Source organism: Sorangiineae bacterium MSr12523, from assembly GCA_037157775.1.
In the GTDB taxonomy this organism is placed as follows: domain Bacteria; phylum Myxococcota_A; class Polyangia; order Polyangiales; family Polyangiaceae; genus Pendulispora; species Pendulispora brunnea.
Genome location: CP089982.1, coordinates 3,981,046 through 3,997,639, shown reverse-complemented (window position 1 = coordinate 3,997,639; position 16,594 = coordinate 3,981,046). Strand labels below are relative to the sequence as shown.

Below are 16,594 nucleotides of genomic sequence, written 5' to 3'. Positions count from 1 at the left end.
CGGAACCGCCATTAAGCGGGCCGGAATTCGAGTGAGACACGACTGTGTGGTATCCCAGCCTCGTGAAAGCTGGTCCAAGTGCACGTTTGGTGGTGGCCCGCGGCCCGGATGCCGGAACGCAGGCTATCATTCATGAGCAGGTAAAGACGGTCGGGAGGTCGCGCGAGGCCCACCTCGTACTCAGCGACCGCAGTGTGTCGCGACATCACTTCCACGTGCACGCAACGCAGGGTGGCGCCTACGTGCGCGTCTGCGACGGTGCGACCCCCCTCCTCGTACACGATCGCGAGGTGTTCGAGGCGGAAGTTGGAATCGGTGAGCCCATCGTCGTGGGTGAAACGGTGATCGTCGTGGCCGGCACCTCGGGTGAAGCCGAGCTCCCGAGCATCCACGACTACCACGGGACGACGATCAACCTGCCCGCCCTGCTCAGCGGCCAGGCCACCGACGTGCGAGGCCTCGCAGCCGTATTCGCGCTCAACAGCGCCATCGGCGGCGCAGTCAGCGTTGCGGAGCTCGAGGCGGCCCTCGACGGCTGGGCCAAGGGACAACTTGGTTGCGACGACGCGAAAATCTTGGCCGTGAACCGACCGCCACCGTCCGCCGGCGAGGTGGAGCCCGTTCCGGAGGCGCAGGCGGACAGGAATGGGACGACCATCTTCGTCCCCACCCACGGGGCGCCGACAGGTTGGCTCGCATTCACGACGCGCGTGCCCGTCGACCAGGTGAAGGATTCCCTACGTCGACTACTCGTCATCGCAGCGGCCCTTTGCTCCTCGCGATTCGCACAAATTGCAACGCTGCATCAAGTTCAAGACGAGCGTGAAACCTACCGCCGCCAAGCCGTCGGCAGCGCGCGGGCGTTTCTCGGAGCATCAGCCAGCGCGGAGGAGGTCGTCCGCATGATTCCGAGACTCGCAGTCTCGGATGCCACCGTTCTCTTGCTGGGCGAGACCGGTGCAGGCAAAAGCTTCGTCGCACGGCTCATTCACGAATCGGGTCCTCGCAAGACGGAACCGTTTCGAGCGCTCAACTGTGCAGCCATTCCGGAGAACCTGATCGAAAGCGAATTGTTCGGCCATAGCCGCGGCGCATTCACGGGCGCCGTCGCCTCCAAGGCCGGCGCATTCGAGGCCGCCGAACGCGGCACGCTTTTCTTGGACGAAATTGGCGAATTGCCCCTCGCGAGCCAGGCCAAATTGCTTCACGTATTGGAAGCGAAACAATTCGAGCGCCTCGGCTCGACGAAGTCGATTCCCATGCAGGCGCGAATTTTGGCCGCCACGAACCGCGATCTCGAAGAGATGATCGCGAATGGCAGCTTCCGCCAAGATTTGTATTTCCGTATCTCCGTCATCAAGACCACCGTTCCGTCCCTGCGCGAGCGCGGCGACGACGTCATCCTTCTCGCCGAGCAGATCCTGGGCGACTTCGCCGCCAGCAGCGGCCGCCGCATCACGGGATTCTCGCCCGAGGCCCTCGAGGCCATTCGTCGCTACCCCTGGCCGGGCAACGTCCGCGAACTGCGCAATGTCATCGAGCACGCCCTCGTCCTGGGAGATGGCCCCGTCATCGACGTCACGGACTTTCCCCTGGTGGTCGCCCGGGCTGCGGCCGTCCATTTCGAAGCGCCGCGTGACGCCCGAGCGACGCACATCGAGCTACCGATGAACGAGGAGCGGCTCCAGGAGATGAACCGCGAAGCCGCTTTGAGGAGCAGCGGCGGCAACAAGACGCGCGCCGCGGCATTGCTCGGGATTCGGCGGGCACGGCTTTATCCGAACAAGAAGTGAGCAGCGTCCGAATTTCGGACGGGTAGCCATCCGGCAAATCGCCCAGTTTCGGCCAGACCGTCCGAGCTCCGTACGATCCATGGGGCAGGCCGGCGTCCGAAAAAGAGACACGCAAAGATTCTCCGCCCGTCTCCCTTACACACCTCCTCGCTAAGACCCCCGAGAAATCCGCCGATGGCCCATCGCTTGCTCAGGAGGCGAACCGAGCGCCCCCTCCACTATGGCTAATTCCACCACCACCCTCTTGGGGGGGACGCTCAATTTGCCTTTCCGCATTTCCGGCGCGGGAAAACACGGGGGAACGCAATGACGAAATGGGCCTTCGGATTCCTCCCGCGCCTCGCGCCAGTACCTCGATGCACCGAGCGCAGCCCTCATTTTGCGCACATGAGGCGACATGGCCCAGAGTGGCCAGCTATGTGCCGTCCGCCGGACATTCCCGTCGGCTCCTGCGTGTTCGCGCTGACTATCCGTTAGCCGCGCAAGCGCGGTCGCATTTTGGGCAACAGTTCCACTCGAGGGTCGAACTAACTCGCGACAATGCCTTTCGTTCCTCGTCGGCGTAATCGCGTGGGCCTCCCATTCGCTCAATCACAAGAACACGCGCCCTGGGACACCCTACCTTTCACTGCGCCCTCAACGCAGTCTCCGTTTCTCATCGCCGTATAGGCATGGCGGACAGTTTCTAGAGGAGCAGCCTCCATGACAAAGTACGCGTTCGGGGTTCTTACTTGCCTGCTGGTAACCTTGGTGAGCTCCGCGGGATGCTCGGCAGGGGCCGATGACGATGACGGAGATCTCGTAGCGGAATGCCAGGCCTATTTGGCCGCTGAGCGAAATTGCTTGAGCGCCGTTGGCCCGGAGGTCGCGCAACAGCGAGCCAAGGCCACACGCAGTGCGTTCAAGATTGCCGCCAAGGATCCCGCAGGTCGCAACAAGCTCGCCGCGCAATGCCGCGCCGCCCAAGCACAGATTTCCCGGACGTGCCGATAGGCGTCCCGATCTTCGAATCAACGCCGTCAAGCCTCCATCCGTGAGTTAGGTCCTATGAAAAGAACCCGCCGTGCCGTTTCGACCGTTGCCCTGCCTCGCCGGCGCTCGCGATTGATGTCGCACTTTGCAGCTCATTGCGCCATCTACGCGCTGGCAGGGGCCATTGTCGCCTTCGCACCATTCTCGGCGCTCGCGGATCCCGGGCAGAGCGTTTCATCTCAAGGATCCACTGCCGACGCGGGAGCGGCTGGAGAGACGACGGACACGAATAAGGCGGCTCTCCTCGCGGCAGGCCCCCCGGGTGACCGTCCTATTCTTCCCGCGTCGCTCGGAGCGCCCACGGCACACGAGAATCGCGCCGGAGATCTCGGCGTTTCGCCAACAACTGGTGCGGCAACCGCATCGATCCCCTTTCAGCTGCCGCGCGCTCGGGGACAGGCGCAACCAAGCCTCGGACTAGCCTATTCGTCCCTTGGCTCAGACACCGAAATTGGGCAAGGTTGGAACCTTCCCATTCCAAGAATCGAACGCGAGAATCGTGGTGGCGGCCCTACCTACAATGATCCGGCAGTTGGCTCTCCGAACATCACCGATCGATTCACCGTCAACGGCACCGAACTAGTTCCAATATGCACGGCGTGGGCCGGTAAATGTCTCCGTAACGAAGCACTGCTTCCCGGCGAACAGCTTCCGGAAGCTTTGTCAGGGTGGTTCTATTTTCGGACCCGCGTCGATGATTCGGTCCGCTACTTTTGGTCTCAGGACCATCGCACTTGGAAGTCCTACAGCAAATCCGGCATCGTGGCAGAGTTCGGAGTTCCGTCGGACAACCCCTCCGATGATAGCGGCGCAGATCTCGACCGATTGCACGACAGCAACACCCCTCCCGTCTTTCGATGGAATCTTGTGCGCCTATGGGGAAACGGCGGCTCTAATGTCGTCCTGTATCGATGGCAGAGAATCTCCAATAGCCCTATGGGCTACCTCACGGACATTTTCGACACTCCGCCTGCCAGCGCGAGGACGGACAAGCCTGCCGAGATCCCACTCGAGCAGTTTGCGCACCATACGCGCCTTGCGTACAACCTTGCTCCGCCCGAGCAGGGAGAGCTTTTTCCTGACGCTGCGGTCTGGCACGCTCGTCGTGCGGCACATCTCGAACATGTAGATGTCACGAGCGTCGACTTCAAAAACCCCGAAAAGACCAAACGACATCTCATTCGCAGATACACACTTTCTTACCTACATGACCGAGAACACCGGGGGAGAATTGGCTGGTGGCTGAGATCGGTACATTTGACGGGAGCGTGCCCAGAGATTCGAGAAGACGATAGCCTCAACATTCCGAACGCAGACTGCGTGACGCAAACACGATCCATTGCGAATATGACGTACTCTGGACGTCGCGCCGTCCCGAGTACAACATTCGTAAATAGTACGTTGTTCGAGCGGCAATTTCTCAACGATCGTCCCGGTCAGAACGCGGTCATGTTCACGGATGTTAACGCAGACAGCAGGCCTGATGTGATCGCCACCACTGCGACCTCTCCCAATACGTTGGGCCTTGCTACCGGGTTCGGCTGGGAAAAGCAGAACATGAACATCCAGGGTGGTCCGCACGACTTCGGGTCGATGTTGACCTGGGGTAAGCTCGGGCCGTGGAACAATGACGGTCAAGTCAATATTTTGATGTGGGGAACCTCCGGCCAGCCCGATTCGGCAGGAAACTACACGGTCTACTCACCAAAGGCTACGGGTTCTGGCGCAGACACGTGGTCTTGGGTGGGAACCCCGCACGTGCTCCCAAACCACGATTGGCTAAATATTAACGCGCAAGGCGGCGGCGACATACGAGATATTGACGGAGACGGCCTTCCCGATGCTCACACAGCGGTCGTAAAACATTATCCGAACGACACATTTGCCATCCGCGAGTGCGATTTCTTCTCGACGCGAGATGAGGCAGGCAGAGCTATCCCATATGCGCGCGGGCCCGCCAATCCCAACGTCGCGTGCATTCCACCTGATGAGTCTCCAGGCCCGAGCCCGCGAGCCGAAGTAACACCCTTTTACGCGGACCTGTCCGGGGATGGCATCCCCGACGCAATCCGACGTGAATGGGAAGCCGTCGAACCGGGTTCCACTTTCTACAAGGAACGTTGGTCAGTATCATATGGCCTGGGAAATGGCCGGTTCGGTGCGTCACGAAGTATTTCTGGCGGCCGGACGGGCGTGCACCAGTGGCTCACCGAATATCCCGTGTACTTCCAAGATCTAAACGGCGATGGCTTAGCCGACAAGATCGAGCTTCGAAACAACGACTACGAGGAAGTACACAACCCTGAGCTGGGCATCTACATATCTTGGGCCAATGGTCTTAGTTGGCAGGCCGACATTCGGATCACGCCGGATCGAGTCGCCAATTGGGCCGCGGTTTACCGAGTGCCTGGCCCCGGAGGTTCCTATGGCAGCTGGTATCAGCCGATGCGGCTCGACTTCATTCCAAGTGAGAGACAAGTAGGCACGCAACTCATCACAGTTATTACGGACACATCGGACTCAGCCAAATATCAAAAACTCGTTACCATCGAAGTCGACTGGGGGGCGCCCGAACCGACCGGACTGTTGGAAAGCTTCGAGAACGGTCTCGGAGCAATTACGAAGATCATCTACGACACGCCGAAGATCGTGCCGGGAGTACCTACCTTCATTACCCCAGTCAACACCATCAGTACGAAGAGCAACGGGGATGTACAAAGTACCGGCGGACCGTTCGAGACGTTTTACGACTACAGCGAGCCAGTTTACGGATATCGCGATGCTAGGTTCGCAGGATTCCGAAAAGTCCGCACGCTCGCCGTGCACGACGGCGGCGGCTATAGCATCACGGATACCCGTTATCTGATCGCGAGCTGCCAAGATAGTGGTGGCAAAGAGGTCCCCTGCCCGGAAAGCGTGGACGACCCTCACTCAGCCATTCGCGGTTTGCCCGTCACCGTCGATCAATCGGGGGGAAGCCCAGTAAAGCACGCGTCGCTGGCCCACGGCTACTACCAGATGGACAAGCTCTATACGGGCTTGGATGGCCGGGGCGTTCGGAGAGTTTACACGAAATCGACCGATACTTGGATCTTTGACACGGCAAACTACGTCAGCGACGGCCGTGAAATCGATGTCACCGATCTCGTCTCCGACGAGCTAACCGTGAGCGGGCGCGATAGGATCGATTCTCAGAGTCGTGCCGTCGTACTTCGGACGTCGCAGGAGCTCGATCTCTTTGGGAATCTGACGGTGGCCACAGATTCGGGCGTCGCCACATCGTACGACCCGGTCGTGACGCCTGACTCTCCAATCGTGAATGCCTCGGACTGGACAATTCCTGCGGGCGACACCTCTCGATGGCTATGGCGACCGAAAGACACTTATGTTCGGGACGCGTCCGGCGGCACCAATTTGCGGCATTCTCACTTTGAGTACGACGCCACCGGAAACACGGTAAAAACATTCAGCGATCTAACGGGAACGATACCACTTCTGCGCTTCCATCAAGACTCCGCCGCAGTTGCGCCGCTGCCCGCAGATGCATCGCAAGACGGAACAAACCTCCTTCTGTCGGAGGTCACTTACGACGAGTTCGGCAATCAGACTCGCGTGAAGAGCGGAAACGGAGTGCGTTGCACCGATACGAGCTACGACGTCGCCTACGGCCAACTCCCGGTATCCCAAACGGTGTACACACGTGGATGCGGAGGCGCGGGCCTCACGACCACTACGTTGTACGATCGTGGCCTCGAAGTTGCGACGGAAACCATCGCGCCAACTGGGGCAAAGAGTACCGCAGTCTATGACGGTCTCGGTCGGATGACCGCCAGTTACAAGCCAAATGCCGAGCTTGGCGTGCTCGCGGAGAGCGATCCCTCCGTGAGGATTACTTACGTCGACGTGGCCGGTGGGCCATACCAGCGCGTGCGCGTTGAAAAGCGAGACAACGACGATAACAGCGAGCTGCATTACCACTCGACCTGGACGTACACGGATTCATTCGGCCAGATCGCAGCTAGTGTTTCCGAAGCCGACACGTCCGCGGGCGACGAAGCGCCTTACATCGTGAGCGACAAGGTGGAGAGGAACAATCGAGGCTTCGTCGTCCGCACGTTCCAACCGTACTTTGCCCCGGTTGATCCGGCTAGCGCCACCCCGCCCGCCGGAATCTCGCCCTCGACCCGCACAGTCTATGATCCCTTCGGCCGCGTCACGGATACGTTCGGACTTGCGAACGAGCCACGAAGTAAGCTCCTGTATCACGCCCTCTCCCAGGAGAGCTACGACGCCGCGGACCTAGTGCAGGGGGCAACACCGCATCCGACGCGAACCGTGCAGGATGGGCACGGACGTACGAGGCTCGCGTTCCGTACCACGAATCAGAATGGGACGGCGGATACGATTTCGACCGAGACAACCTATCTGCCTACGGGTGAAGTGAAGGCGGTCAGGCGTTCACACAGCGCGGGTGCCGATACCTACGTACGGGAGATGCGGTACGACTCATGGGGGCGCCTCGTCCAAAATGAAGAGCCGAACACGTCGATCAACCGTGGCACCGCCAACGTTAGGGCATGGCGCTACGCCTACAACGATTCGAACGAACTTGTCGGAACGAGCGATGCCCGCGGATGTGGCAAGAATGCGGAATGGGATGGAGCCGGGCGTCTGATCTCGGAAACGTACTCGCCGTGCCTTCGGACCCAACGTCCATACAACGGCCACGTCACAAACCTGTTCGTTTACGATAGGCCCGAAGGCGACGCAGCTGGGAACCCTGCCCTCTTCGCTGGAAAGCTCGCCGCATCGTATGACCGGGCGCAACACACGAGGTACACCTACGATGGCCGCGGGCGCATCACGGTCATGGAGCGACGACTCGCCCTACCCGATCCCGAGGACCAAGCCCTCGGAGGAGGAGGGGGCCCGCCATCCGCCGAGCCAGGCGGAGAGTACGCGCCACATTGGTACCGCACTGCATCGTCGTACGATCAAGCAGACCGAGAAAAGGCGCGTTCCGTCGGCGCACGCTCCACGGAAGTGCAAGAGCTTTACGGCACCCCGGTCGACGCTGGATGGCTCGTTAGCAACGATATGGTGGTCACCACCTATTCGAAACGAGGCACCACGAAAACCGTTGGCTCCAGTTATGGAAACATTGTCTTAGGAAGAAAGGTCGGCGCGGACGGCTTTGTTCTTCGCGTCGACTATGGCGAAACAGCGAGCCCAGCGATCACCTACGAGCCGGACGAGCAAAGGCGCCTCTTACGCATGGCCACCACGGTAGCCGGCACGCCAAAGGTTCTCCAGGACTGGACCTTCAGCTACGACGCGGCGGACAATCCGAAACGCGTAAGCGATAACCGTACCGCGACGGAATGGCCGGAAGGAGCGAAGCCGGTCTCGCAGCAAATGAGCTATGACGATCTGAACCAGCTTCGCCGCGTGGACTACGATTACGGGGGCACCGACGACAAGCAGGTTTCACCTTTCGCCGCCGAGGCCAAGGCTGGCGACACACGACCGATACCGGGAGGACCCCAGACAAAGCGGGTAAAGTGGCAAAGTTACGACTTCGATTGGCAAGGCAATCTCATCAAGTCGGATGACGATAGCCACGCCTTTCACGACCGCTCCGTAGGCTCTATAAATTATGGAACTCCGGCCAAGGATGGCCCCAATCGGGCAGCTTCCGCGGTGGGGCTCACCGGCCGCACGGAAGCCACCTATGATCGAACGGGTAATCTCGTTGGGCTCTTCCTCCGAAAGCTCGGCCCCAATGGCAATTCGGTCGACATCAATTTCTCCTACGATTGGGACGAGGTCGGACAGATGGTGCGCGCCAAGCGTGAACCCATCCCGGGTGGCGGCGACCGCGGGGCCGACTTTCATTATACGTACGACTCGGCAGGTACGCGCGTCACGAAGTCCGTTGAGGACCCGCAAACTCATTCGCGAACGTATTCAAGCGAAATTTTCCCGACGCTTCGTCTTGACAATGCACCATTTCAAAACGGCGACTATAAGCGCAACAAAGATACGGTCACTCTATACTTGATTTCAAATGGCAATTCTTTGGCGCGCGTCGTGTACGATGAAGATATGCCGCTTGGCCCAGTCCAGGGATCGATCGGCGGTGCTCAGCACGTATTTTTTGAGTTAACCGATCCCATGGGATCGACCAGCTCCGTCATTGACAAGTGGACTGGAGAGCTCGTCGAACGAACCACCTATCTCGCCTATGGCCAGACGGAAAGTGACTATCGCCCCGAGCGCTGGAAGGCTTTTCGAGAACACTACCGATTTACGGGCAAGGAGGACGATGTCGGAGTCGGTCTCACCTACTTCGGTGCACGCTATTATATACCCGCGCTCGGGCAATGGGCGAGCGCAGACCCGCTGACCGTGCATAAACTCGAAAGCGATCTGAACCCGTACGCGTATGTCCTCGGATCGCCTCAGCGGCTCGTAGATCCCAATGGACTCGCCGCATGCGACTTCTGCATCGGGGGAGATACCCGATGGGACTTGGGCTGGAGTAGTTTCTTCGCAGGTTCGGAGGCTCAATCGCTCGGATGGACCCAAACCGGTGGCGGAACGTACCTACTCGTCTCCGGATTGCTACCGATCCAGGTGCAATTGTACAAACGCACCGATCGAGACCAGGCAGTCTTCACTCAAAGCACGCTTACGCGTGAAGAACTTGCACGCGACCCAACGTGGTGGAGGGAGTGCGGCAAAAATCCATGGTGTGCGCCACCGAAGGACTTGCGCATCATTCATCTGGATACTCTATGGGAGCCCATCGGGCTTATGGAGGCGCGCACGATCGCGCGTGCGAACGTAAACGCCGCATTCGCAAGGTACACAGCAAGCATTGATCGCCCTCTGGAGAGACCGGCACTCGATCCAATTGACATCGCGGCCGGAGGGCTCACGGCGGTCGGTAGAGCTGTCACGCGGCGATTGGTCACCCGAACCTTCGCCGAATTTGTGGCGGACGAAACCGGATCGGCAAAGATTCCGCTTTCTGGTAGGGGACCAACAGTCGAGGAGCTCGTCCCGTCACTTCGACCAGATCGCCCTGCCGGCTCAACACCGCATCCATTTGACGGCGTCCCGAAGGCATTGCACGGTGAAGTCTTCGACATTATGGCTGATCTGCAGGCCCGCCGGACTGGGGATGCCGCAGCCGCGACCCGGCTCGCGGCGCGAAACGAGCACTTGCTGACGGGGAGAGGCCCTGGGGGGTACAGTGGCTGGACCTCCCTCGACGTTGCTGGACGCCACGTGGGGACACGGTTCCTCTACAAAGAGGAGAGAGATGGTATCAAATGGATGGTTCGTGACACCCACTAAGTGCCTTCCGAAAGGAATCCCATGCCTTCCATCCGTCATTCTCTGGAGCGACTGAGGTCACATCTATCCAGTCTCGAGCAGGTACCCGGGGCGCCACGGCTAGATCTCGAATGGCTGCGGCTGCGATGTCAGGACACTTTGCGATACGAAGGAGAGTCGCAAATCAATTCACTCCGTCAGCTACAAAAAGACGTCCATCAATTTATCGAAGAATTCCCGAACTATCTTCCGGATGAGCTGGCGCAAGAAATATGCAACTTACCCATACGATACCCCGCCGGATAATATGGTACGTTCCAGTCGTAAGGTTGGTGTCGTTGCCATCTCGTTAGCCATGGGGCTGACCGTAGGAGCTCAAGGCTGTTCGAGTTCCGACGAGGCTACGCCGATGGACGCAAGGACGGCGACGGAGCTCCTTCGCACCGCGTTCTGCGATTCGCTCCGCAATTGCTGCGAAAGCGCAAAGATCGTCTTTAATCAAGAGAAGTGCTTGCAAGGCGCCCCGCTGGGTTCGTGGTTACCGCTCAAGCCAGGCCCATACCCGGCGATCTATGATGGTCCGGCAGCAACCGCGTGCGCGGATGCCGTCCGTGCACGCACGGCTCAGTGCTCGGACGGCATGGCCTCTCCGAAGACCACCGCAGCTGAAGATCGCGCTGTGGATGCCGCATGCGCCGATGTGCTAAGTGGTCCGCTCAATCCTGGAGAGCGATGCACATACGATGTGCATTGCGCAAGATCGGGGGAACGAGCGCGCGCGCGCTGCGGGTGGTTGCGCCCCGATTTCAGTTCGGGCCCTCAAGGTGGCTCCTGGGTTGGCAATTGCTATCAATTCACACTATCGCAGATTGGAGAGCCTTGCGGTCCAGCCCTCACAGATGGCAAATACGACGGTTATCGCCGGTGTGAGCCATCCGCAGCCTATTGCGACGTGACGGGAAGCACTGATGGGCTGGGCATTTGCAACACATTGCGAGCGCCGGGAGAGACTTGCAGAAATTCCATTGAATGCGCCGATTTTGAGAATTATTCCTGCGACGCGACGACCAAGCAGTGCGCCGCGCGACCACGTGAAGGTGAGGCGTGTGGGAACGAGCAATCTTGTGGCCGCGAACTGAACTGCCTTAGAGGCGATGGTTCGAGGTGCGATTATGATCCGCAGACCGCTTGTACAGGGCGTTGTGTGGGGTGGACGCCGCACACGTACGAGGTATCCAACGAGACCTGTGGCAGCAGCATCGACGCGCGACCGGAGTGACAAATTAACACAAAGACGGATTCCAATTGCGGTTCTACAGGTTAAGAATCACCACCAACTCACGTGATACACGCAACTATCCGCCCCCTCGTTTCGACACGGGCCAGGAGCATGCTCCACGACGGCACGGGGCTCGAACCGCCGCGCGAACCCCAAGATAATTCCCAAATCCATATCACATGGATACGGATTCTCGCACTCCATTACCGCAGACTGCTCCGAATCGAGCTTGCCGCGATAGTGATAATGCCCAATGTCGTCCACCATGTGGCCTGACTCTACATCGAAGTGACGCTGGCCGTTACGTCGATGATTGAGGTGATAAGCGATATCGAGCGACGCTAGAAATGCGTGGATATTGTTCATCATCGGATCCGGTGGAAGCGTGACATGGCTGACGGCCTGTTTGCCAATATCCATCGCCCTGATCGGGCCCACGGCCGCCATGAGCGCGTGCAACGCGAGGACGTAGGGCTCCATCGGCCAGAATGCTCGTGTATCGGGGATGAACCACCCGGTCTCTGAAAATTGACCGAGTCCGTACTCTGCGAGGATGCGGCTTGCCGTCGGGGTGATCGAGCCGAAAAGCTTCGGGAGTACCGCGGTCACCTCAACGTCGGGATGAAGGAACCGCGTCCAAGGCCGCGACGGAGGCCGAGGGTTCACCTTCCGGCGCAGGTGAGACAGGTGCGTGGGAGCCGTCTGTTGGGACAACTCCGCGGCGAATTTGGTGCGAACGCGCTTGGCCACATCCTCCACCGATTCGCGCAGCACGACTTCGAAGACCGCTTGCAGAGCTTCACGCATCTCGGCAGCGGTCGACCATCGATCCTTGGGCTCGAATGCGAGTGCCCTGTCGACGAAGCGGATCAACGCGGGCGGAAGGTTTGGAGCTACATCGCCCAAAGATCGAGCCTGTCGCGTCGCCGCTGCGGCGAGCTGCGCTTGTGGCCCTTCGGCAACGTGGACCAGTTCACCCGACAACAGAGAAAACATGCTGGCACCGACCGCCCAACAATCGCTCGCGGGGCCTACTGCCACGCGTGTTCCCAAGGCTTGCTCGGGTGCCATGAAAGCGGGAGTCCCGATGGTGTACCCGGTTATCGTTGCGCTGCCGTCGCGGTCAATGCGCCGCGCGATTCCGAAGTCGAGCACGCGCAATTCTCCCTCACCGGTGATGAAGAGATTTTCAGGCTTGATGTCGCGATGAACGATGCCGCGCGCGTGCGCGCTTGCAAGGACGTCCAGCACGTCGGAGATGATGACCAGCACTTCCTCTACCGGAAGTCGCGAGCTTGAACGCTCCCATCTCACACGAACCGTCTCGCCCTCCAGCAACGGCATGATCAGGAACGCGCAGCCCTCCTCGTCCATGTTGCAGTCGAGCACGGGAACGGCACCGGGGTGCCCTACCAAGTTGGCAACATTCGACTCGCGCATGAAGAGCTGAAGCATGTCGGGATCGTCCCGAAAACGCTCGAGCATGTACTTGACTGCGACGCGACGCTCGTCTGGCCGAACGGCCGCGTACACGACGGACATACCTCCAATGCCAATCAATCGTTCGATCCGGCAGTTCTGGACGACCGTCCCTATCCGCGCCAAGGCGCGTTGCGCATTCGACCAGCGTGGAGACGACGTCGACATCAAGGCTCGGACTCCTGTTACTCACCACCACGTAAGATAGTAGGTGCAACTTTCAGCGCCATCTTTACGACATCCCGCCGGCCCGTGCTCGATAACGGCGTGTGGGTGGAATCGACGTACGAATCCCAGAATGAGGCCCTGATCCAATTCACACGGATAGGGGTTCTCTGCCTCCATGACGGCGGAATGGCTCGTATCGAGCTGCCCCCGATAATGGTAATGTCCAATGATGTCGATCATATGGCCGGATTCGACATCGAACAATAACTCATCACCGCGACGATGATTCAGGTGATAGGCAATATCGAAAAGCGCGAGAGCTCCGTGAACCCCTTTGGCCTCGAAGTCCGGAGGGAACGTAGCGTACTCAATCAGGCGCTTGCCAAGATCGATAGCTTTGATTGGGCCGACGGCATTCACGAGCTCGTGAAAAACCGCGATATAAGGTTCCATCGGCCACCATGCGCGTATATCCGGAATGAACCAATCCGAGTCGGTGAACTGGCCCAAGCCATGATTAGCGAGGATTAGGCTAGCTGTAGGAGTCATGGGACCGAACCCTTTGGGCAAGAAGGCTCGGACCTCGACGTCCGGTTGGACGTATCGACTCCATGTGGGGGCCGGTACTGGCACCCGCGCAACCTCCTGCGTCGACACCTTCACGCGAGTGGGCGCTGTTTCCTGAGACAGCTCGGCGATCCATGCTGCACGAACACGTTCCGCGATCGCGGTGGCCGGCTCGCCCAAAGCGCTTTCGATGGTCTCCAGCCACGCATCGCGCATCTCCCGTGCCGACCCCCATCGACCAGACGGCTCGAACGCCAGTGCCCTGTCGACGAATCGAACGATACCATCAGGCGTTTGCGGCGCGACGTCGGCCAGAGAGCGAGGGCGCCGCGTTGCAGCTGCGGCAAGGTGCTCATGTGCATTGTCGGCAACATGCACGAGCTCTCCGGACAACAGCGCGAAGACCGTAGCCCCCATGGACCAACAGTCGCTGCTCGGGCCGATGGCTTTTCGGTCTCCGAGTGCTTGCTCCGGCGGCATGAACGCCGGCGTGCCGACCATGTGGCCGGTGACGGTTGCACTCCCGTCACGATCAATGCGCCGAGCAATCCCGAAGTCGAGCACGTGAACTTGCCCAGTGGTAAGAATGAACAAGTTCTCGGGCTTGATGTCCCGGTGAACGATACCGCGGGCGTGGGCAGTTGCGAGCACGTCGAGCACATCCCACGTGATCACGCCTACCTCGGACAGTGGAAGACATGATTTCGAGCGCTCCCACCGCGCGCGAACCGTTTCGCCCTCGAGCAACGGCATGATCAAATAAGCGCAACCATCGTCATCGACACTGCAGTCGAGGACGGGTACTGCCCGAGGGTGCCCCACGAGATTGGCGACGTTCGCCTCCCGGCTAAAGAGATGCATCATGCTGGCATCGTCGCGAAAATGCTCGTGCATGAACTTGATGGCCACGCGACCACCTTGTGGCTCGCTTGCCGCGTAGACTGCCGCCATTCCCCCGATACCGATCAATCGCTCGATACGATAATTGCGAACGACCGTCCCGATTCGTGCCAACGCACGTTGCGAGCTTGATCTGCGAGGAGACGGCGTGGACATCGCAATTTCTCAGCCTCTCCTAGGATCACCCGCCGCGCCGTCTGGCGTCAAGATGCCCAAGTCCGCAGCGGTCCGCAGGGCTAGGCATCCGATTTTCTTATCGTCACGATGCGCTTGACGAGGTCGCCTGTATCATTCTCAATTGCACGAGCGCGAGTTTCATTTTCCAACTTGGCCGGGAAGCGGACCCAGAATGTCGTACCTTTTCCGGGCTTGGACATGACCTCCAACGTCCCCCCGATCCGCGCGAGAAGCTGGACGACCACGGAAAGCCCGACGCCATAGCTGTTCTTCGCGCGCGTCCGCGGATCCGAACCGCCAGCACGGAATGTCCGCTCTAGCTCGGACGGCTTGATTCCTCGCCCCGTATCGCTCACCTGAATGAGCAGGAACCCAGGTACACCGCTCAATTCGACGGTGATCCCCCCACGATCCGTGTATTTCGCAGCATTCGTTAGAAGGTTATCCAGCACCCTATCGAGGAGCAACTGGTCCATCTCGATCGCGCTTGGCGCATCGCTCGCGACCGTCACGGTCGCCCGTACGGCTTCGCGACCATGCACCAGCGCACGCAGACGTCGCCGCAACCGTTCGGCGAAACCGCTGACGTCGATGCTCTTGGGCGCAAGGGTGATCAAATCGCGCTGCGTCGTCGCGACCGACATGAGATCTCCCAGCATGCTGCGCATGTGCGAGATCGCACTCGTGAGATCTTGAACGACGAGCTTTCCCTCTTCGTCGAGCTTCTGTGGGTTATCTCTGAGATAATCAGCAGAGAATTGCATCGCCGTAAGCGGATTGCGCAAGTCGTGCGAAAAGCCAAGTAGCGTCTTCTCGCGTGCGTCTTGCATCCGCTCCACGCGCTCGGCAATCTGGGCCAAAAGAGCGGACCGCTCGACATTCTCCTCTTCCAACATGCGGGTCCATTCGCGTTGCCGTTGCTGCAGGAGAACCATCTCGCGACGAGCCTCGGCCTCCTCCTTGGCAATGCGCCGCAAGCCTTGGCTTACCTCTTCGCGGGTTGCACGGTCCGCGCGGTCGCTCCGATACATTTCGTACATGTGAGCGAGCGCGCCCGCCAAAAGCGGAAGTGTCCACCCGATGGGCTTTCCAAGAAGGCCTGGCGCAGCGTACATCGTAACCAGTGCCACCACGGCGAAGGCCACCAACGCAAAAATGCCCGATTGGCGGCCGTACCAGTAGTAGTGGTACTCACAACAACTGTCGCCACGCGCAATGCACGAATACTCACGTACCATCGCTTCTGGCAGACCAAAGAAAGTCGGTAATTTGGTTTGGTGCGCCTGACGAGAGAGACAAACTAGGCGACTCTCCGGACGCGACGATGTCCACCGGATCCGCGCGAAATTTCGCCCGCGAGCAACGAGCTTGAAGTCTCCGACCGATGTGTAGAATCGGTTCGAGAGCTCGATGGTGCGGTACATGAGGCCCAGCGTCGGCGCCCAAAAAAAGAAACGTATCGGTCCGTACGTTTCGATCATCCGGTGGGTGCACGCGGCCTTGAACTTCTCATCGTTTCCCACGATGGCGCGCGTATTGGCCAGTAGCAGTTCGAATCTCTCCCAAGAGATCCAGCGATTCTTGCCTTCGAAATCGGCCGCTTCCAAGCCACACGACCGAGCAAATTTCTCCAACTCTTCCCGGCCGCCGTGATCCTCCATGTATCGAGCAATCGGCCACATCAGGCGAAGGTTGAACTCGGGTTCGTCCGGTTCATCAGCCCGACTCACCTGACGCTCGGAAATAGGCGCACGGCCGTCGCCCGCGGTGCTCGGTGCCGATTCCCTCAAGGAATGCGTCCTACTCGGTGTCGAGACGCTCTCCGCCATCGCCTTTCGCCCTCTTCCCTCCAGAACCG

6 protein-coding genes are annotated in these 16,594 nt (G+C 59.7%); 3 read left to right on the top strand and 3 right to left on the bottom strand.

Annotated features, from left to right (window positions below; translation table 11 throughout):
• Nucleotides 1–62: 62 nt before the first annotated feature.
• The 3 genes from LZC95_16095 (at nucleotide 63) to LZC95_16085 (ending at nucleotide 10,187) form a co-directional block, all read left to right on the top strand.
• Nucleotides 63–1,793, top strand: a complete 1,731-nt coding sequence (locus LZC95_16095) for a sigma 54-interacting transcriptional regulator (GenBank protein WXA98345.1) — start codon at nucleotides 63–65, stop codon at nucleotides 1,791–1,793.
• A gap of 702 nt (nucleotides 1,794–2,495) precedes the next feature.
• Entirely contained in the window at nucleotides 2,496–2,786 is a 291-nt protein-coding gene (locus tag LZC95_16090) for a hypothetical protein (protein ID WXA98344.1), read from the top strand.
• 975 nt (nucleotides 2,787–3,761) lie between these two features.
• A complete protein-coding gene (locus LZC95_16085; GenBank protein ID WXA98343.1) occupies nucleotides 3,762–10,187 on the top strand; it encodes a hypothetical protein in 6,426 nt (2,141 codons plus the stop codon).
• A 1,306-nt stretch (nucleotides 10,188–11,493) separates the two neighbouring features.
• Here the strand turns inward: LZC95_16085 and LZC95_16080 are convergent.
• The 3 genes from LZC95_16080 to LZC95_16070 form a co-directional block, all read right to left on the bottom strand.
• On the bottom strand, nucleotides 11,494–13,092 hold the full coding sequence (locus LZC95_16080; GenBank protein WXB00342.1) for a serine/threonine protein kinase: 1,599 nt from the start codon (nucleotides 13,090–13,092) through the stop codon (nucleotides 11,494–11,496).
• A gap of 21 nt (nucleotides 13,093–13,113) precedes the next feature.
• Nucleotides 13,114–14,610, bottom strand: a complete 1,497-nt coding sequence (locus tag LZC95_16075) for a serine/threonine protein kinase (protein ID WXB00341.1) — start codon at nucleotides 14,608–14,610, stop codon at nucleotides 13,114–13,116.
• Between the two features lie 185 nt (nucleotides 14,611–14,795).
• Nucleotides 14,796–16,526, bottom strand: coding sequence for a HAMP domain-containing histidine kinase (locus LZC95_16070; protein ID WXA98342.1), 1,731 nt, complete (start codon nucleotides 16,524–16,526; stop codon nucleotides 14,796–14,798).
• Nucleotides 16,527–16,594 lie beyond the last annotated feature (68 nt).

Excerpts from the sequence above, each read along its gene's own strand:
- LZC95_16090 (WXA98344.1), top strand. The coding sequence starts at position 2,496 with ATGACAAAGTACGCGTTCGGGGTTCTTACTTGCCTGCTGGTAACCTTG.
- LZC95_16085 (WXA98343.1), top strand. The coding sequence starts at position 3,762 with ATGGGCTACCTCACGGACATTTTCGACACTCCGCCTGCCAGCGCGAGG.
- LZC95_16080 (WXB00342.1), bottom strand. The coding sequence starts at position 13,092 with ATGTCGACGTCGTCTCCACGCTGGTCGAATGCGCAACGCGCCTTGGCG.
- LZC95_16075 (WXB00341.1), bottom strand. The coding sequence starts at position 14,610 with ATGGCGGCAGTCTACGCGGCAAGCGAGCCACAAGGTGGTCGCGTGGCC.